This window comes from Eisenbergiella tayi (assembly GCF_001881565.1).
In the GTDB taxonomy this organism is placed as follows: Bacteria; Bacillota; Clostridia; order Lachnospirales; family Lachnospiraceae; genus Eisenbergiella; species Eisenbergiella tayi.
This window is the reverse complement of record NZ_MPDJ01000005.1, coordinates 412,811-431,946: the sequence shown is the minus strand read 5'-3', so window position 1 is coordinate 431,946 and position 19,136 is coordinate 412,811. Positions and strand designations below refer to the sequence as shown.

General features: G+C 48.5%; 14 protein-coding genes. 11 read left to right on the top strand and 3 right to left on the bottom strand.

The window, feature by feature from the left end; genetic code table 11:
* Positions 1-45 precede the first annotated feature (45 nt).
* From BLA28_RS19995 to BLA28_RS19980, 4 genes are all read left to right on the top strand, one after another.
* The gene (locus BLA28_RS19995; protein WP_069150900.1) at positions 46-999 is read left to right on the top strand and encodes a carbohydrate ABC transporter permease; all 954 of its coding nucleotides are present in this window, start codon (positions 46-48) and stop codon (positions 997-999) included.
* Positions 1,000-1,014: 15 nt separating this feature from the next.
* A complete protein-coding gene (locus BLA28_RS19990; protein WP_009251851.1) occupies positions 1,015-1,833 on the top strand; it encodes a carbohydrate ABC transporter permease in 819 nt (272 codons plus the stop codon).
* Between the two features lie 115 nt (positions 1,834-1,948).
* Entirely contained in the window at positions 1,949-3,448 is a 1,500-nt protein-coding gene (locus BLA28_RS19985; protein WP_071699342.1) for an ABC transporter substrate-binding protein, read from the top strand.
* A 96-nt stretch (positions 3,449-3,544) separates the two neighbouring features.
* On the top strand, positions 3,545-5,008 hold the full coding sequence (locus BLA28_RS19980; RefSeq protein WP_069157967.1) for a sulfatase family protein: 1,464 nt from the start codon (positions 3,545-3,547) through the stop codon (positions 5,006-5,008).
* A gap of 173 nt (positions 5,009-5,181) precedes the next feature.
* On the opposite strand, the gene BLA28_RS19975 is transcribed toward BLA28_RS19980, so the two are convergent.
* Positions 5,182-6,447: a sn-glycerol-1-phosphate dehydrogenase gene (locus BLA28_RS19975; protein ID WP_069157807.1), complete on the bottom strand. Its 1,266-nt coding sequence runs from the start codon at positions 6,445-6,447 to the stop codon at positions 5,182-5,184.
* Positions 6,448-6,723: 276 nt separating this feature from the next.
* Here BLA28_RS19975 and BLA28_RS19970 point away from each other — a divergent pair, with 276 nt between their 5' ends.
* The 5 genes from BLA28_RS19970 to pap all read left to right on the top strand — a co-directional run bounded on the left by BLA28_RS19970 (position 6,724) and on the right by pap (position 12,272).
* A complete protein-coding gene (locus BLA28_RS19970) occupies positions 6,724-7,500 on the top strand; it encodes a DeoR/GlpR family DNA-binding transcription regulator (RefSeq protein ID WP_025482555.1) in 777 nt (258 codons plus the stop codon).
* Positions 7,501-7,545: 45 nt separating this feature from the next.
* Complete coding sequence (locus BLA28_RS19965; RefSeq protein WP_069157806.1) at positions 7,546-8,895, top strand: MATE family efflux transporter; 1,350 nt, start codon at positions 7,546-7,548, stop codon at positions 8,893-8,895.
* Positions 8,896-9,069: 174 nt separating this feature from the next.
* Entirely contained in the window at positions 9,070-9,270 is a 201-nt protein-coding gene (locus BLA28_RS19960) for a helix-turn-helix transcriptional regulator (RefSeq protein ID WP_009251845.1), read from the top strand.
* Between the two features lie 62 nt (positions 9,271-9,332).
* Positions 9,333-10,079: a DUF3169 family protein gene (locus tag BLA28_RS19955; protein WP_069157805.1), complete on the top strand. Its 747-nt coding sequence runs from the start codon at positions 9,333-9,335 to the stop codon at positions 10,077-10,079.
* A 720-nt stretch (positions 10,080-10,799) separates the two neighbouring features.
* Complete coding sequence (gene pap / locus BLA28_RS19950; RefSeq protein WP_009251843.1) at positions 10,800-12,272, top strand: polyphosphate:AMP phosphotransferase; 1,473 nt, start codon at positions 10,800-10,802, stop codon at positions 12,270-12,272.
* 19 nt (positions 12,273-12,291) lie between these two features.
* Here the strand turns inward: pap and BLA28_RS19945 are convergent, their stop codons facing one another.
* Positions 12,292-13,215: an AraC family transcriptional regulator gene (locus BLA28_RS19945; protein WP_009251842.1), complete on the bottom strand. Its 924-nt coding sequence runs from the start codon at positions 13,213-13,215 to the stop codon at positions 12,292-12,294.
* 428 nt (positions 13,216-13,643) lie between these two features.
* Between BLA28_RS19945 and BLA28_RS19940 the strand changes: the two genes are divergently transcribed.
* On the top strand, positions 13,644-14,759 hold the full coding sequence (locus BLA28_RS19940; protein ID WP_176726826.1) for a phosphotransferase enzyme family protein: 1,116 nt from the start codon (positions 13,644-13,646) through the stop codon (positions 14,757-14,759).
* Positions 14,760-14,871: 112 nt separating this feature from the next.
* Here BLA28_RS19940 and BLA28_RS19935 read toward each other — a convergent pair whose 3' ends face one another.
* Positions 14,872-16,104, bottom strand: coding sequence for an HlyC/CorC family transporter (locus BLA28_RS19935; RefSeq protein WP_069157804.1), 1,233 nt, complete (start codon positions 16,102-16,104; stop codon positions 14,872-14,874).
* 635 nt (positions 16,105-16,739) lie between these two features.
* On the opposite strand from BLA28_RS19935, the gene BLA28_RS19930 reads away from it, so the two are divergent.
* Positions 16,740-19,028 carry a hydratase gene (locus BLA28_RS19930; RefSeq protein WP_069157803.1) on the top strand — a complete coding sequence of 763 codons (2,289 nt, stop codon included), beginning with the start codon at positions 16,740-16,742 and terminating at the stop codon, positions 19,026-19,028.
* Positions 19,029-19,136: the final 108 nt, after the last annotated feature.

Here is a 19,136-nt window from a genome sequence, read left to right as displayed (position 1 = left end):
TGGCTGAATATGTTATACATCTGTTGCTATAGGGAGGGATGAACGATGAAAAAAGGAAATGCCGGCGGACTGCAGAGGGATAACGCGGCGGCGATGAAAAAGAAGTCTCTGTTCAGGATGGTGAAGCCGTATCTTTTCCTTCTGCCTATTTATCTTCTGATGGTTACCTTCAAGTATATTCCTTTTGGAATGGCGATCATAAAGTCCTTTTTTAACTGGAACGGGGCCAACGTTAATCTTTTTGTGGGACTGGATAATTACATAGCGGCATTCCGGGATATCACTTTTACCAAATCCCTGGTGAACAGCCTCTGGATCGCAGGAGCGGATATCCTCATTGTCCTGACCTTCCCGCTGCTGGCGGCAGAGCTGCTGTATGCGGTGAAATCCACGAAAAAGCAGTATGTGGTCAGGACGGCATTTACCTTTCCCATGGTCGTTCCCAGTGTGGTAATCATCCTGCTGTGGAAGTGGATTCTGGCAGGGGATACGGGGGTGCTGAACAATATACTCACCTCCGTCGGACTGGGAAATCTGGCAAAACCCTGGCTGGGGGACAGCAGGACGGCGCTCGGTTCCATCATTGCAATCGGTTTTCCCTGGCTGGGAAGCGCTTCTCTGGGCGGCCTTCAGTTTTTGCTTTACTTCGGGGCGCTGCAGAACATATCCAAAGATATGTTTGAGGCGGCGGAAATTGACGGGGCTAATATCTTCCAGCGGTTTATCAAAATCGACCTCCCCATGCTGGCAAGCCAGATGAAGCTGACGGTGACCCTTGCCATCATCAATGCGGTCCAGGTTTTTGATACGGTTTATATCCTGACAAAGGGAGGCCCGGGAACGGCTACCATCACACCGTCGGTGGTGCTTTACGAGCAGGGCTTTACCTACCGGAAAATGGGATACGCCTCCGCAATCGGCGTTATCATGTTCGCAATTATTATGGTACTAACGGTAATTAACCAGAAGCTTATGAAAAATACGGAAAGCATGGATTAGGGGAGGTGCACGGAAATGAGAAAAGCAGTCAGTATTTTCAGCCGTATCTTATTGGGCATCCTTTTATTGCTCACACTGGCCCCCTTTTATCTGTTGGTTATTAATTCTTTTAAAGGGCAGACCGAAATAATTAAAACACCCTTTCAGCTGGCCGTGAACTGGCAGTTTATGAATTATGCCAAGGCGCTGCCCCAGGTGGTCCGGCCCATGCTGAATTCCCTGCTGGTAACCTTTGCAGTTATTTTGATAACGGTGGTGGTTTCCATGCTGGCCAGCTACGCCTTTGTCCGTTATGAGAGTTTTTTCGGAAAAGAGCTTCTCTATTATGGAATCATCGCTTTGCTTATGATACCGGGCTTCGTCATGCTGATACCGCAGTTTGTACAGATAACGAATCTGGGGCTGTTCAATTCCTACTGGGGGCTGATTCTGCCGCCCGCCGCTTATCAGGTGGCGATGGGGACGTTCCTGACGCGAAGCTCCATGGAGGCTATTTCCAAAAGCCTGTTTGAAGCGGCGGAAATCGAAGGGGCCGGGGATATGGATATTCTGCTGAAGGTGGTTCTTCCCCTGTCCAAACCGATACTGTCCACCGTGACTATCATGACTGGGCTGAATGCATGGAACAATTATATCTGGCCTCTGGTCGCCAGCTCCGGCGAAGCGACACAGCAGATTGCGGTGGCGCTGACCAAGCTGATAGTATCGGTATCGGACGGAAACGGGGTGCTGTTTGCAGGTTATATTATCGCATCTCTTCCTCTGGTGATCCTGTTCTGTTTTGCCAGCAAATATTTTGTGGCAGGAATTACACAGGGAGCGGTTAAGGGATAAGTGGAGGAATAAAAAAGTTGAGTTTCATGCCGCTGCTGCGGCAGCGGAAAGAGCAGCAATAGGAAAAGGCAACAATAGGAAAAAGCAGTATTTTTATTCTAAGGAGGAAAAAAACATGAAAAAGAGAATGAAAGCATTGGCGGCAATCGCACTGTCTGTTTGTATGCTTGCAGGCTGCGGCAGTTCACAGAAGCCGGCGGCTCCGGCGGAATCCTCAGCGGGCGGTGGGGAATCACAGGCTCCTGCAGCGGCGGAAACGGGCGGGGAAGAGGTCTCTGCCGGCGATACGGACTTTTCCGGGGTGACGCTTGTATTTGCCCAGGATTTATCAACGGATGAAACGGCGAATGCCTTATCCGAAGAAATCATTAAGGAATGGGAAACAAAGACCGGCGCGACTGTGAAATTCGAAAAGCAGCCTACCGATTACCGGGTATGGCTGACCACACAGTTTACCGCCAACCAGGGCCCTGATGTGTATACCGGAATTATTTATGATATCACTGCGGATTATGAAGCGGGCTATCTGCATAACTTCAAGGATTTATATGATCAGGAAAGCCCCTATGATACAGGCAAGGCATGGAAGGAAACTCTTCCGGATTCCATTCTGGAGAGAATGTATCTGACGGACAATGATGTGCCGGGCTATCCGTCATCCACCAGCGTTGTAAGGATTTTCTACAACCAGTCCTTATTTGATGCGGCGGGGGTGCAGGTGCCTGAAACCTGGGATCAGTTTATGGATGTCTGCCAGAAGCTGAAAAGCGCGGGAACGACTCCTTTTGCGTTCCCCAATGCATCCAAGGACGATCTTTCCTGGCTGTGGTTCAACAATTCCGTATGCAGCCAGCTGAATAATGATTTGGTGGAAAAAACAGACGTATCCGGAAACGGGTTTATCGAGCTGAATGAAATGGTGAAGGCTTTTGACGAAGGAACACTGGATTTCACTTCGGATTCCATCAAGGATTCTTTTGACCTGATGAAAGATTTTTCCCAGTACAGGACCTCCGATTACAACGGACTGGATCAGAAGACAGCAATTGATATGTTTATCCGTGGCGAGGTTGCCATGGTACAGGCTATGTCCACCAACCTGACAGCCATTTCCGCAAATGTGGGGGACAGCTTTGAATACGGCGTTATGGCAATTCCCGTTATTACAACGGATACCAATAAAAATGCCATGGGAAAATCCGTTATTCTCGGCGGTCAGCCCGATATCATTTTTGCCGTAAATAAAGCATGTGAATCCGACCCCAAAAAGCTGGCGGCGGCCATTGATTTTGCACAGTTTATGTCCTCTCCCGATGTACAGAGAAGATTTGCCGAAGGCATCAACCGGATTCCCCTTTCCACAAGCACACAGCTGCCTGACAGGCTTTCCGGCTTTATTATCACAGAGGAACCGCTCCGCCTTGCTTATTATACAGGAGTAAACAGTGAGCTTCGTGACTTCTTCTGCCGCGGCGGCCAGATGTATCTGGAAGGAACCTATGATACCGATGCATTTGCACAATATGTGCAGGATTCCTTCAAAACGGTATTCGATACCATCAAAGCGGAAAAAGAGTGGAGCGCCGATAATAACTACGGGCTGGATACGCAGTAACAGGAGTTAAGCTTCAATAAAGACTACATATACCGGAAGGTATGGTGAATGACAGTGGGCTGGCCTCGGGCCGGTCCACTTTTGGGAGGAATGATCATGACTAAACCGAATCTGATCTATATACTTGCGGATGATATGGGCTACGGGGATATCTCCGCGCTGAATGAAAACTGCGGATTCCGAACGCCGAATCTGGATGAAATGGCGGAAAACGGGATCTGCTTCACCGATGCCCATGCTACCGCTGCGGTATGTACGCCGTCCCGTTACGGCATACTGACCGGGCGTTATAACTGGAGATCACGGCTGAAGTCCTCTGTGATGGGAGGCTATTCCGAACCCCTGATTGAACGGGGGAGAAAAACACTGACGGATATGCTGAAGGATAACGGCTACCGGACGGCTATGGTCGGAAAATGGCATTTGGGGATGAGCTTCGCAAAAGAGGAAGGGTTTGTGGAAAAACCGGACTTCGATGCCTGCGATCATGTGGATTACGCAGGCAAAATAGAAGATTCCCCGGTTTCCCATGGATTCGAATACTTTTACGGGATCAGCGCTTCCCTGGATATGCCGCCCTATATCTATATAGAAAATGATCATTTTACGGCGCTGCCGGATCATGTGACAAAGGGCACGGGAAAGGGATTTTTCCGGGAAGGTCCTACGGCTCCGGGCTTTGAACAGGAAAAGGTCCTGGATGAGCTGACGGATAAGGTCCTGGAAAAAATAGAGGAATACCGGGAGGAACCGTTCTTTCTTTATTTTCCCATGCCTGCTCCCCATACCCCCATCCTTCCGGCACAGCAGTTCCGGGGAAAATCCGGTACGAATGAGTATGGGGATTTTGTCCTGCACTGTGATGATGTGGCGGGAAGAATCAACCGCAAACTGAAGGAACTGGGACTTTTTGAAAATACCATCCTGATCTATACGTCGGATAACGGCTGTTCCCCCATGGCGGATTATCCGGAGCTTCTGGCGAAGGGGCATAATCCCAGCTATGTATTCCGCGGTACCAAGGCCGATATTTATGAAGGGGGACACCGCATTCCTCTGATTGTACAGTGGCCCCAAAAGGTGCCGAAGGGAAAAAGATGTTCCCGAATGGTCTGCCTGAGTGATATCATGGCGACCATGGCGGATTGCCTGGAAATCCCGCTGGAGCCGCAAATGGGAGTGGACAGCGTGAGCAGCCTTCCTCTATGGCTGGATCCGGAGGGAGAAGAGGTCAGGGAGGATCTGATCCATCAAAGTATTGACGGCTCCCTTTCCATACGGAAGGGAAAATTCAAGCTGGAAATGTGTCCGGGATCCGGCGGCTGGTCGGATCCGAAGCCGGGGGAAGAACCCGCCGGAGCGCCCAGGTTCCAGCTGTATGACCTTTCCGTGGATATCGGGGAGAAAAAGAATGTGATCGAAGAATACCCGGAGATAGAAAAAGAACTCAGGGAAATCCTGAAAGGACACATCTTCCGCGGAAGGAGCACACCGGGGCCGGAACAGCATAACGACGGGGAACCGGTATGGGAAACCATACGCTGGGTGGAAGAACTTTAGTATTTTTTGAAAGGCATCCGTTTTTTCCCGCCGGGCAAAGAAATGCTGCAGATTAGAAAAGAAACAGAATATGACAGAAATGAAAAAAGATAAGTAGATACAGAAGAACGGCACCTCGTCTGCTGACAGGGCACCGTTCTTTGGTATCTTTTTTTATGATTAGGCAGGCAGAGTTATGCTTTGTTCTCAGGAAGATCCAGCATCCAGCACACGCGCATCATGGTCAGCCGGTTCCTTGCGCTGGGAGAAAATCGGAGCAGCTGGGAAAGATAAGCGGAAGGAACGTCGATATCCTCCATGCTTTTCTTAGCACCGATTTCTTCATACAAAGCGGTAAGTTCCTCCGGGCGGGGGATTGTTGCGATGATTTTCCGGATTTCTGGCCAGGCATTGATGAGCATTTCCGGAGTGACTCCTTCCATACAGTCCTTTTTGTTCTCTTCCACAATGCTGGGATACAGGGACGGGCCATACAGCTCCTCCAGCTCTTTTTCCGGAAGAATGGAATAGGGATGGACATAAGGGGAAATATCTTCTGTTTCAGCGATTTTGTGGCAGGCCTGGGAAATGAGTATGGTTCCCACGCCTACTTTTTCCCCGTGAAGCGCATCGGAATGGAAGGGGAAGGCCGCAGGCTGCATTTCTATCAAATGGGAAATATGATGCTCCGAACCGGAGGCAGGGCGTGAATTCCCCATCAGCTGCATGGCCAGGCCGGAAAGAATAAGCCCGTAGGTCAGCTGTTCAAAGGCATGCTCATCCTGTTCCTTCAAGCCGGTGCAGCAGGAGCGGACAGCGTCCACAGCATCCCGTGTCATGGATTCAATGACCGGGCAGAGATATTCTCCTGTGAGGGCATGGCCTATATTCCAGTCGGCCAGGGCGGTATACTTGCCGAAAATATCGCCTGCGCCGCTGAGGGCCAGATACAGGGGCGCTTCTTTTATGATATCAATATCCGCCAGCACGAATACGGGCGCAACGCCGGGCATTGTCTTTTTATAGCCCTTCCAGGTCATGGCGGACACGGTGGAGCAGAAGCCGTCTACGCTGGCCGCGGTAGGGCAGGAGATAAAAGGAATCCCTCTGTCATTGGCACAATAGCGGGTGGTATCATGAATGGTGCCGCTTCCGATGGCAACCAGATAATCGATATCACCGTCCAGCTGTTCCATAACCTTTCCCACTGCGATTTCATTGGCATGTAAATTCGTGGGATCCAGGATGATTTCCTGATCGGCGGCGGGATGCAGCATGTTTTTGGCATGATAGGTGTTCTCATCATAAATTACGGCGCGTTTTCCGGTAATTCCGTATTTGTCCGTATAAAAGTCCAGTTTTTTCAGACAGCCGGGCTCGATAATGGCTTCTTTGGTGATCATTTCATGGCTTCTGCCGCAGGAACAGGGGCCGTTTAATTTGGCACTGTCAATTATCATAGGGATTCCTCCTGAATTATTAAAATGAACAGATATGTTTGCTGTAAGGTACAGTTGCATTATAATATATTTGCCTTTTGATGTCCATAGAAAATGAAATAAAATCGTAAGCAAAATGAAAGTGGCTGTAATCGTTCAGACCTGTCCGGACGGTTAAAAGCTGAGCAGGCAAAGAATTAAGGAAAAAAGCAATAGGTAGTTGCAGAGTGTGCGCAAGGAAGTATATAATTGGAGTAAAAAAAGAATATGCCGGTCCGGCCGGCAAAGGGGTGCAATATGAATCAGGACGAACGACGGAAATATATCTTGGATCAGCTGAAAATAAAGTCTTCCATATCGGTTTCGGAGTTAAGCGAGGCTTTTTCACTTTCGGAGGTTTCTGTGCGTAAGCTTCTTGCGAACATGGAGCAGGAAGGGGTGTTGAAGCGTACCTGGGGAGGCGCGGTGAGCAGGTACGGTTCCCTGCGGGAATTTTCCCATCAGGAAAATGAGGTCCGCCACAGGGAAGAAAAAAAGGCAATCGCAGCCGCTGCCTATGACTGCATTCAGGATGGAGAAGCGGTTTTTCTGGACAGCGGCACGACAACCTTCGAGCTTGCCAGAATGATTGTGGAGGGGCCGAAGCGGAATATTATGCCGTGTACGAACAATATTTTTGTGGCAATGGAGCTTGCGAAAGCGGCGGATATCCACAGCATTATAATCGGAGGCGAGCTGCGCACCAACATTTATTCCTGTGTGGGCTATCTGGCGGAACAGGTGCTGGGGAACCTGTTCTTTGACAAAGGCTTTATCAGCGCCAACCATTTTACGGTGGAAAGAGGCTTTTCCACGCCCACGCTGGGAGAAGCGGAACTGAAACGAAAGATACTGACCATTTCCAAAGAAAAGATCATGCTTCTGGACTATACGAAATTCGGGGATGATTCCATGGTTTTGATAGCCTCACCGGAGAATGTGGATATCCTGATCACGGACTGGCATGCGCCGGAGGAACTGACAGCGGGTTTTGGCGACAAGGGAGTAAAAACGATTATAGCGCCTCAGGTGTGAATGCAGACTGGCTGAAAGCAAAGCTGCGGGAAGGAATTCAATGATATGAAACAGAAAACAGACACCTTGTTTTACCGGAACTTTTTTTCTATATATGTTATCCTGGTCCTTCAGAACGTGGTGACCTTAAGCGTGAATCTGGCGGATAATATGATGCTGGGGGCCTACAGCGAGACGGCTCTGTCCGGCGTGGCTGCGGTGAACCAGATCCAGTTCATCTACCAGCAGCTCCTGATGGCCCTGGGGGACGGGCTTGTTATATTCTGCAGCCAGTACTGGGGACAGCGCCGGACGGAACCCATGAAAAAAATCGCTGCGGGAGCCATGTGGGCGGGGCTCGGGATCGCGGTGATCCTGTTCACGCTGGTCAGTATTTTTCCCTACCAGACGCTGGGCATTTTTACAACGGAGAAATCAATCATTGAGGAAGGCGTCCGTTATCTGGCCATCATCCGTTTTACATATTTCTTCTTTGCCGTCACACAGATCCTTCTTGCTACCATGCGGAGCGTGGAATTGGTGAATATAGCCTTTCAGTTGTCGATTATCACCTTTTTCATTAACTGCGGCATTAATTATGTGCTGATTTACGGCCATTTCGGCGCTCCGGAAATGGGCGCGGCAGGCGCGGCGGTGGGAACGCTGGCAGCCCGGGCCATAGAACTGCTGGTATTGCTTTTCTATATCCGTAAAAAGGAAACCAATCTGCGGCTTAGGCTGAGTGATTATTTTCATCCGGACAAGCTTCTGTGCAGGGATTATTTTAAATTAACCACGCCCATGCTGCTGGTACAGGGGCTGTGGGGAGTCAATACCGCACTGCAGACCGTTATTCTCGGCCATATGACTGCGGCGGCGATTGCAGCCAACAGTGTGGCATCCACCATCTTCCTGATGGTCAAGTCCATGGCGGTAGGAGCGGCTTCCACCGCTTCCGTCATTATCGGAAAAACCATTGGGACAGGGGATATCGATCTGGTCAAGCATTATGCAAAGCTGATGCAGCGGCTGTTTTTGATAATCGGTGTGGTATCCGGGCTTGTCCTGTTTGTAATCCGTGTCCCTCTGCTGCGGATCTATGATCTGACGCCGGCCACCAAAGATATGGCGAATACCTTCCTGATTATACTGAGCATCGTAATCGTGGGAATGTCCTATCAGATGCCGACCAATAACGGAATTATCCGCGGCGGCGGAAACGCCATGTTTGTGGTGAAGATGGACTTGATCAGCATATGGGGGATTGTAATCCCTCTGTCCTTCATTATGGCCTTTGTGGTAAAGGCTTCTCCTGCGGTGGTGGTATGCTGCCTGAACGCGGATCAGATATTCAAGTGTGTGCCGGCCTTCCTGGAATCCCATTACGGGAACTGGATCCGAAAGCTGACCAGATAGCCGGACTGGCATGCCGGAGTGCCCGCAGGAAAAATAATGACAAGTAAATTTGTCATTGACAACTTTGTTTGTCAATGTTATTATCAGGGTGACAAGAAAAGTTGTCATCCTGTTTTGCGTTGCAGGAAATCCCGAAGGCCTGGGAGGATAGGAACGCTGGGAAAGGAGGTCATAATGCCGTTATATAACCGATTGAAGGAACACCGGGCGAGGCTGGGAGTAAATCAGGCGGAGCTTGGCAATATGGCCGGGGTGTCCAGGCAGACCATCAGCCTGATTGAAAGAGGGGATTATTCACCCTCGGTCACCCTGGCACTGAAGCTGGCCGCTATTTGCGGGACTACGGTGGAGGATATTTTCAGATATGAAGAATAAAAAAGGAAAAAAATCGCAGAGAAATAAAAGAGCCGGCAATTACCGGCAGATAGGAGCGGGCGATGAAGGATAATAAGAATAAATCAAAGAGTATGGGACAGATTCTGGCTAAAATAGTGCTGTGGCTTGTTATTGGCGGCGCTGTCGGATTCCTCACCTCATTTCTGATTATGTCTGTCAAGAAGGACACGACAGATGTTATGCATTTCTTTTATAATGGTTATTTACAGTACTCATTTGGGTACCAGGCAGGCTTTTTCGTGGTATTGGGAGCAGTCGCTTTTATTTATTACCGGAAAGCGGGAGCCGCAATCCGTCAGGGAACCTATGAAGAAGAGGATAAGGCCAATGATTATCAGAATGCGGCAATGACAGCCAATGAAATTAACATGGTGATCCAGTTTCTGCTGTTCGGCCTGGCTATGGACATGAAAAATCCCAATATGCTGGTCTGCGTAATCCTGTTTGTGATATTTTGTACAGGCATCATCATTGTGGAAGCGGTACTGATTAAGCAGATTAAAAAGATCCATCCGCTGAAGGACGGCGATGTGGGAGACACTAATTTTAACAAGCGCTGGATGGACAGCTGCGATGAAGCGGAACGCATGATTATTTATAAAGCTTCCTACAGCACCTTCCAGGTCATGAAGTCCATGCTTCCGATCATGGAAGCCGTGGCTCTGCTGGGAAAACTGATGTTCGGAACCGGGAATTTCCCAATTATCCTGATCTGCATCCTCTGGGGCGTGCATACCGGCGTGTACTGCTTCGGAAGCATGAAGCTGGAAAAAGAAGGAATAGAGTAGACGTTATAAATCACACCCACCCTGCGTTTTGTGCCGTGCCTTCCCTCTGCAGATGCCCTTCCCGGCGGGTCTGTGTACCCTGCGCAGGCACGTTCTCACTCTGCTAAAAACGCAGCGGTACTAAGATTGCACAGGACGCAATCTAAGGACCGGCGTTTTTAGAAGGCCTTTGCAGGGTACACAGACCCGCCGGGAAGGGCATCCGCAGAGGGAAGGCACGGCACAAAACGCAGGGCGGGTGTGATTTATAACAAGTAAAGGTCTTCAAGGGTGTGGATAAAAATTCTGAGTGAGCGTCACCGTCTGTCCGGGTTCCCTTTCCGGTCCTTCCAGAGGGCCAGCGGCTCGGTAAGGATTCCTGTAAGGGCCGTATAAACACGCCGGTCCTTAGGTTGCGTATTTTGCAACCTTAGTACCGCTGCGTGTTTGTCCGAGCGGAAGCGTGCCCTATAAGGAACCTTACCGAGCCGCTGGCCCTCTGGAAGAACCGGAAGAGGAGCCCGGGCAGACGGTGACGCTCACTCAGAATTTTTATCCACACCCAGCACCCATCACCCAGCACTTAAAAGGGAATTGTTTCCATGAGCTCCATATGCTACACTGAAGGTAGAAAGCGCCGGCGTGTCAGGAAGTGTTTTCTTTTTGAATAACGGCGCGGGAACAGGCAAAAACTATAAAAAGCCGTAAGATTTCCGTACAGGAGATCAGGGAGGAGGCACTATGCTGAAAAATCACGTGGAGCAGGAAAAACCTCAGGAAGAGGAATTGCTCAGACGGCTGGAGGATGCGAGAAACCACCTGTTTGCCCTGCAGATGCAGATTAAGGAGCGGGCCCTTCCGGTGCTGGTCCTGATGGAGGGCTGGGGAGCCGCCGGAAAAGGAAGTACGATCGGTAAAATCATCCGGAATATTGATCCCCGTTTCTTTAAGGTGGCGACCATGTCCGCGCCTACGGAAGAAGAATTGAGGAAGCCCTTTTTATACCGCTATTTTGCCCGTCTGCCCGAAGCGGGAAAATTCACATTTCTGGATTCCGGATGGATGGAGGAAATTACCGGCGATGTGCTCCGGGGAAAGCTGGACGAAAAAGGCTATGCATCCCGGATTGACAGTGTGAAGCGTTTCGAAAGGCAGCTTACGGATAATGGATATCTGGTAATGAAATTCTTTTTTAATATAGAAGAAAAGGAACAGAAAAAACGTCTGGACGGCCTTTTGTCAAACGAGGATACCCGCTGGCGGGTGAGTGAATCCGATCGCTGGCAGAGTAAGCATTATGATAAATGCCTGAAGGTTTTTGACCAGTATCTGAATGATACCAACGCATCAACCGCGCCCTGGTATATTGTGGATGCCCATTCACGTAAATGGGCGCAGCTGCAGGTTTTGGAGACCCTTTGCCAGGGAATCGAGGTGGCCCTTCAGAACAAGAGCCTGGCGGTTCCCCTGCTGCAGAATACCTTCCCTCTGGAGAAGATGCCAAGGCTTGATGAAATCCCTCTGGATAAAACCATGGAGGAGGCGGAATACCAGGAGGAACTGGATAAGCTTCAGAAAAGGCTGGGTGAGCTTCACAACAGGCTTTACCGTAAAAGAGTTCCTCTGATTATTGCCTATGAAGGCTGGGATGCCGCAGGAAAAGGGGGAAATATCAAGAGGATTACCGGAGCGCTGGATCCCAGGGGTTTTGAAGTCCACCCCATCGCCAGCCCGGAGCCCCATGAAAAGGCCCGGCATTATCTCTGGCGTTTCTGGACAAGGCTGCCTAAAACCGGCCATATAGCCATTTTTGACCGCACATGGTACGGAAGGGTTATGGTGGAACGGATTGAGGGCTTCTGCAGTACCAACGACTGGCAGAGAGCCTATAATGAAATAAACGAATTCGAAAAGGAGCTGGTGGACTGGGGCGCTGTGGTTATCAAATTCTGGGTTCATATTGATAAGGAAACACAGCTGGAACGCTTTAACGAAAGACAGAACACACCGGAAAAACAATGGAAGATCACCGATGAAGACTGGAGAAACCGGGAAAAATGGGATGCCTATGAAGCGGCCGTGAATGAAATGATACAGAAAACCAGCACGACCTATGCGCCGTGGCATATCCTGGAATCCGTGGATAAAAAATATGCGAGAATCAAGGCCCTGAAGATTGTTATCAAAGAACTGGAAAAGGTTCTGGGCGAATAAAAGGAACCGCAGTTCAGGTTTACCTCCTGAACTGCGGTTCTTCTGATAATTTCTTAATGGAAGAAGAATATTCCGACGGCGTCATCCCCGTCACCTTCTTAAACTGCCTGGAAAAATAATGAACCGAAGTATAGCCCATGGTATCCGCAATCTGGGTAAAATTCAGGCTCTGGTTCCGTATGAGCTGCTTCGCCGCATCGATTTTCATATGGGAGAAATAATCGATGATGCCGCAGCCGTTACGCTCACGGAAAAGCTTCTGCAGCTGAGAGCGTCCCACCAGGTTGTCCTTGCAGATCTGTTCAATCGTGATCTGGGTATAAAGATTCTGATCCAGATAATTCATAATGCGTTCGTATAAATCCCCGTCGGATTTCTGCTTCAGGGTGGACGGCTGTTTCTTTTCCTGCCGGGATGCGGTATGCCGCCGGATAAGCTGTATCAGAAGCTGTTCCAGATGCAACTGTATCATTTGGCTGCAGCCGAAGGGCGGATTTTCCGCAAGCTCCATTTTTTTCAGGTAAGGATCATCCAGAGGGCAGGAAAACAGCTGCCGCGCTTCCATGATTATCTGTGCGATCAGGCTCCGTTCCGCCTCCCCGATGGTGAGAATCCGATCCTTAAAAAAATCCATGGAAGGAGAGGTACATTCAAAGGAAATGACCACCACATTTGGCGCAACCCTTCCATTGGAACGGACGGTGTGGAATTCATTAGGCTTATGGAAGATAATTTCATCCTTTTTCAGGGAAAGGCTCCGGCTTCCTGCCACCACATCCACTTCCCCCTTGTCCACACACAGAAATTCCCAGAAATTATGCGCTTCCCCCGGAAAGGAAAAGTCATTCATATATTCAAAATAATGAACGGTAAACAATTTGCTGATCAGAAGAGATTGATGTAAGGTTACGGATTCGTAGTTATCAACGATTTTTGACTCCATTTGTATCATCCTCCACTTCCGGGACGGGAATAAAAAAGAACTTTTCCCTTTGTGCATTTCCTACATCCCGGCTTTATCATCTGATATATATAGTAACAAATTTTGTGCAGTAAAGCACCTTTTTTCTTTCGTTTTTTTAATTGATTTTATTATTGTGCAAAGATTTGGATGTATTGTGCAAAAACCAGAAGTAAAATTGTGCATTACGACTTTTCCTGAAATGAATTATGCGAAATCTTAAGGAATACATAATAGAAAAAAACGACAGGCAAACAAATATTTGTTAAAATAGACGGTAAACGCCATGATTAGATAAAAAACCGAAATTATTGTGTAAATAAATTTTGTACAATAGTGTTATAATGAAACTGCAAAACGGGGACGGCCGCAGTAGATACGGCCGGTATTAATAAAAGTGAGGTAGGAAAATGGATAAATTGGATATGGATTTAGTGAAAAAAAACATTGCTCCCAGGTTCCGTCTGGAGGGAACGCTGACGGAGGCGGTTCCTTATGGAAGCGGTCATATCAATGATACCGTACGTCTGACCTGTGAACTGGAAAACGGGAAAACCAGACGCTATATCCTGCAGCGCATGAATGACGATATTTTTAAGAACCCCAAGGGCCTGATGGAAAATATTATGAATGTCACCTCCTTTCTCAGGAACAAAATCATCCAGAACGGAGGGGATCCCGACAGGGAAACTCTGAATGTTATCCGTACTGTGGACGGGGACAATTATCTCGTGGATGAAGACGGAGACTTCTGGAGGATGTATATTTTTATTGAAGACGCCACCTGCTTTGATATCGTGGAAAAACCCGAAGACTTCTATAACAGCGCACTTTCCTTCGGCAATTTCCAGAAGCTTCTGGCAGATTATCCTGCGTCAACACTGCATGAAACGATACCGAATTTCCACAATACCGTGAGCCGTTTTGAAGATTTCAGAAAGGCCGTGGAGGAAGATACCTATAAAAGGGCTGCCGGAGTACAGAAAGAGCTCCGGTTTGTCATGGACCGGGAGCCGGAAACCCATGTTATCTGCGATGCCCTTGCCAAACACAGGATTCCTCTTCGTGTTACCCATAACGATACCAAGCTGAATAACATTATGATAGATAATAAGACCGGAAAAGGACTCTGCGTGATTGATTTGGATACCGTAATGCCGGGTTCCGCCCTTTACGACTACGGCGATTCCATCCGTTTCGGCGCCAGTACGGGAGCGGAGGATGAGAAAGACCTGGATAAGATCAGCTGTGATCTGAAGCTGTTTGAAATATACACAAAAGGCTATGTGGAAGGCTGCGGAGGCAGTCTGACCGAAGAAGAAATACGCATGCTTCCCATGGGAGCCAAACTGATGACCCTGGAATGCGGCATGCGCTTCCTCGCCGATTACCTGCAGGGTGACGTTTACTTCAAAATCCACCGCCCCGAACACAACCTGGACCGCGCCCGCACCCAGTTCAAGCTGGTAGCGGATATGGAAAGCAAATGGGACGAAATGATGAGCATCGCTGAAAAGTATTTATAAAAAGACCTATCCATACAGCCTGAAAAATAAAAGAATGCCGGCCCGGATTGCTGCTGCCAATCCGGACCGGCATTTTATAGATATAAAGACGGCCCGCAGACCCATCATCTGTTTAACACTGTTCACACCGGCAGATCCGGGCACTCTTCACACGCCGCTCTTCCATCTCCATTACAGAGACCTGCCATTCATGGAAGCGGAAAGAATCCCCCTTTTCCGGAAGCTTCTGAAGCTCATTCATGATCCATCCGTTTACCGTAACCGCTTCTGTTTCCTCATCATAACCCAGCAGCTCCAAAAGCTTATCCACATTTGCGTTCCCCAAAACAAGAAATTCATCATCAGAAAGCTTTTCTACAGACCGGATAATTTCATCATGCTCATCCCAGATTTCACCCACCAGCTCCTCCAAAATATCCTCCAGAGTAACAATACCCACAGTCCCCCCGAATTCATCAATAACCACAGCAATATGATGATTCGAAGCCTGAAGCTCCTGCAGCAGCTGACTGATTTTTTTATGCCGTGTAATAAAAAGGGCCGGACGTATCACATCCTTTATTCCCCTACCCGTCCCATAAATTTTATTATAAAAATCCTTATGATAAAGAATACCAACTATATTATCAATACTATCCTGATACACCGGAAGCCTGGAATACCCCGTCTCCGTAAATACCGAAGCAATTTCCTCCGCCCCGGCACAAACATTCACTCCAACAACATCAATTCTGGGCGTAAGGATATCCGCAGCCTTTAACTCATTAAATTCAAGAGCATTACGCAGCAAATCCCCCTCCTGCTCATCAATCCCCCCATCCTGCCGGGCCTCCTCCACAATCGTAATAAGCTCCTCCTCCGTAATCCCCTGACTGGCAGAAGAATGGAAAAACCTCGACAGAACCTTCTTCCACTGCTTAAACAGAAAATTAAGAGGAGTAAGCAATACCGCCATAAAATTCAGAATAGGAGCAGAAAACATAGAAAACTTCTCCGGAGACTCCTTAGCAATACTCTTAGGAGAAACCTCCCCGAAAACAAGAACAATAACAGTAGTGACCGCCGTAGAAACACTCGCCCCCGCATCTTCCCCCAAAAGCCGCACAAACAAAAGAGTAGACAAAGAAGCACAGGCAATATTCACAATATTATTCCCAATCAGAATAGTAGACAACAACCTGTCATAATCCTCCGACAGCTTCAAAACCAAAGCCGCCCTCTTATTCCCCTTATCCGCCATATTTTTAATCCGAATCCGGTTCAAAGAAGAAAAAGCCGTCTCCGTCGCCGAAAAATAAGCAGACATAATAATACACAACAAAATAATAATCAAAGTAACGTTCATCCGTAAAAATCCTTCCTGTTTCAATCCCACTATAGTTCCCCGAAATTTTATTAAAAAATCATTCCAGCAAAACAACTATAAAAGACCGAAACCGACATGGATTCCCACCACCGTCATCTGATTCTTCCATAATAAAAAACTCACCCTTTCCTATCATTTTATAAATTACAATATCAAACGCCAAGTTTAGTATCAATATTCCAACCTACAATTTAGCAACACTTTAACACATAACCTTCCTGTTCAAGAGATTCCTGTGAGCCGATGATGCCTGTCCCTGCCCTTCCTTTGCGGGGCGGCGGCCTTGCAAGGATTCCAGTAAAGGCCGTCATAAGCACGCCGGTCCTTACGCTGCGTCTTTTGCAGCGTTAGTACCGCTGCGTACTTATCCGAGCGATAAGCAAAAACGACTAAAAGTCGTTTGCCTGCACAGGAACCTTGCAAGGCCGCCGCCCCGCAAAGGAAGGGCAGGGACAGGCATCATCGGCGCACAGGAATCTCTTGAACCCACGACCAATACTTTTAAACAAGCAACAATTTAAGATTGATTCCTTTTTCTCTTTCCTCTATAATAAAGTATCAGCACCCAACATGAAAAGTTTTATTGTTTCATTAATTATAGAAGGAGGAATCACATGGTAACATTACTGGAAGGCGGTGCCTATCTTTTAAACGGCACGGAAATCATCCCTGACAACCAGGAAGCTGCGGCGGCTGTCGCTGCAAAAACCGGAAAACAGATGAATAAGGAAGAGGCGTCTAAGGAAACAATCAGTTATGGAATATTGAAAAGCCATAATACATCCGGAAACATGGACAGCCTTAAAATTAAATTTGATAAGCTCACATCTCATGATATTACTTTTGTCGGCATTATTCAGACCGCGAGGGCTTCAGGCCTGACCAAATTCCCCATTCCCTATGTCCTTACCAACTGCCACAACTCCCTTTGCGCGGTAGGCGGAACCATCAATGAAGACGATCATTTATTCGGCCTCACCTGTGCAAAGAAATACGGCGGCGTCTACGTACCCCCTCATCAGGCGGTTATCCACCAGTTTGCCAGAGAAATGCTGGCAGGCGGCGGTAAGATGATACTCGGTTCCGACTCCCACACCCGTTACGGCGCTCTGGGAACCATGGCTATGGGCGAGGGCGGACCGGAGCTGGTGAAGCAGCTTCTGAATCAGACCTATGATATCAAAATGCCCGGTGTGATTGGCGTATACCTCACAGGAGAACCTGTGAAGGGCGTAGGTCCCCAGGACGTTGCCCTCGCTATTATCGGAGCCGTATTTAAGAACGGATATGTAAAAAATAAAGTGATGGAATTTGTAGGCCCCGGCGTGGAACGCCTGAGCGCGGATTTCCGTATCGGAATTGATGTTATGACTACGGAAACCACCTGCCTTTCCTCCATCTGGAAAACGGATAAGGAAATTGAAGAATTTTATGAAATCCACGGCAGGAAGGATGAATACAAAGAACTGGCTCCCGGAGAAATTGCATACTATGACGGCATGATCTGTGTTGACCTTTCCGCAGTAAGGCCGATGATTGCAATGCCTTTCCATCCCAGCAATACCTATACCATTCAGGAAGTGAATGAAAACCTGGAGGATATTCTCGATGAAGTGGAGAAGCGCGCGGCGGTAAGCCTTGACGGCGCTGTGGAATATTCCCTTCGGGATAAAGTAAGAAATGGTAAATTCTGTGTGGATCAGGGGATTATTGCAGGCTGTGCAGGAGGCGGTTTTGAAAACATCTGTGCGGCAGCCGATATCCTGAAAGGACAGTATATCGGTGCAGATGAATTCACCTTAAGCGTATATCCGGCTTCCATGCCTGTTTATATGGAACTGATTAAAAACGGCAGTGCGGCCACCATCCTGGAGACCGGCGCTGTCATGAAGACCGCTTTCTGCGGACCCTGCTTCGGTGCAGGAGATACGCCTGCCAACAACGGCTTCAGTATCCGCCATTCCACAAGAAACTTCCCCAACAGGGAAGGAAGCAAGCTGCAGAACGGCCAGATCGCATCCGTCGCACTCATGGATGCCCGTTCCATCGCAGCCACAGCCGCAAACAAAGGTGTCCTCACACCCGCTACCGAATTCGACGGGACCTTTGGTAAATATAAATACCACTTTGATTCCAAAATCTATGAGAATCGTGTATTTGATTCCAAGGGCGTGGCAGATCCGGATGTGGAAATCCATTTCGGGCCCAATATCAAGGATTGGCCGGCGATGTGCAGCCTTCCTGAAAACATGGTGCTTCAGGTGGTTTCCGAAATCCATGATCCGGTCACAACCACGGACGAGCTGATTCCTTCCGGTGAAACCTCCTCCTACCGTTCCAACCCTCTGGGCCTTGCGGAATTCACCTTATCCAGAAAGGATCCCGCTTACGTAGGAAGGGCAAAAGAAATCCAGAAGGCGCAGACCGCAGTGATGGAAGGAAAATGCCCTGTAGAAGAAAAACCGGAGCTCGCTCCTGTAATGGGAACAATCCGCAAACAGTACCCGGATGTGGGAGAAGGAAACATAGGCTTTGGCTCCACTATTTTTGCCGTAAAACCCGGAGATGGCTCCGCCAGGGAACAGGCGGCGAGCTGCCAGAAGGTATTGGGCGGCTGGGCGAACATCGCCAACGAATATGCGACCAAGAGATATCGTTCCAACCTGATTAACTGGGGAATGCTTCCTTTCCTTATTGAAGAAGGGGAACTGCCTTTCACTAACCTGGATTACCTGTTTATTCCCGGAATTCGTAAAGCCGTGGAAGAAGAACAGGGCACCATTACCGCATATGTGGTGAAGGAAGACGGGCTGAAGTCCTTTACCCTCACATTAGGAGATTTAACAAAGGAAGAGCGCCGGATTATTCTGGAAGGCTGCCTCATAAACTACAACAGAGTATAAAAAAGCAAACGGGCCGTATTCCTGAAAAGGATGCGGCTCTTTTTGCGCAAAAAGATACCTGGCAGAACGCGTCATCCTTTGTTCCGTCACCTGCTTTCGAATAATTTT

What these genes read in the sequence shown, in the direction of transcription:
- BLA28_RS19995 (WP_069150900.1), top strand. Translation starts at nt 46, where the DNA reads ATGAAAAAAGGAAATGCCGGCGGACTGCAGAGGGATAACGCGGCGGCG.
- BLA28_RS19990 (WP_009251851.1), top strand. Translation starts at nt 1,015, where the DNA reads ATGAGAAAAGCAGTCAGTATTTTCAGCCGTATCTTATTGGGCATCCTT.
- BLA28_RS19985 (WP_071699342.1), top strand. Translation starts at nt 1,949, where the DNA reads ATGAAAAAGAGAATGAAAGCATTGGCGGCAATCGCACTGTCTGTTTGT.
- BLA28_RS19980 (WP_069157967.1), top strand. Translation starts at nt 3,545, where the DNA reads ATGACTAAACCGAATCTGATCTATATACTTGCGGATGATATGGGCTAC.
- BLA28_RS19975 (WP_069157807.1), bottom strand. Translation starts at nt 6,447, where the DNA reads ATGATAATTGACAGTGCCAAATTAAACGGCCCCTGTTCCTGCGGCAGA.
- BLA28_RS19970 (WP_025482555.1), top strand. Translation starts at nt 6,724, where the DNA reads ATGAATCAGGACGAACGACGGAAATATATCTTGGATCAGCTGAAAATA.
- BLA28_RS19965 (WP_069157806.1), top strand. Translation starts at nt 7,546, where the DNA reads ATGAAACAGAAAACAGACACCTTGTTTTACCGGAACTTTTTTTCTATA.
- BLA28_RS19960 (WP_009251845.1), top strand. Translation starts at nt 9,070, where the DNA reads ATGCCGTTATATAACCGATTGAAGGAACACCGGGCGAGGCTGGGAGTA.
- BLA28_RS19955 (WP_069157805.1), top strand. Translation starts at nt 9,333, where the DNA reads ATGAAGGATAATAAGAATAAATCAAAGAGTATGGGACAGATTCTGGCT.
- pap (WP_009251843.1), top strand. Translation starts at nt 10,800, where the DNA reads ATGCTGAAAAATCACGTGGAGCAGGAAAAACCTCAGGAAGAGGAATTG.
- BLA28_RS19945 (WP_009251842.1), bottom strand. Translation starts at nt 13,215, where the DNA reads ATGGAGTCAAAAATCGTTGATAACTACGAATCCGTAACCTTACATCAA.
- BLA28_RS19940 (WP_176726826.1), top strand. Translation starts at nt 13,644, where the DNA reads ATGGATAAATTGGATATGGATTTAGTGAAAAAAAACATTGCTCCCAGG.
- BLA28_RS19935 (WP_069157804.1), bottom strand. Translation starts at nt 16,104, where the DNA reads ATGAACGTTACTTTGATTATTATTTTGTTGTGTATTATTATGTCTGCT.
- BLA28_RS19930 (WP_069157803.1), top strand. Translation starts at nt 16,740, where the DNA reads ATGGTAACATTACTGGAAGGCGGTGCCTATCTTTTAAACGGCACGGAA.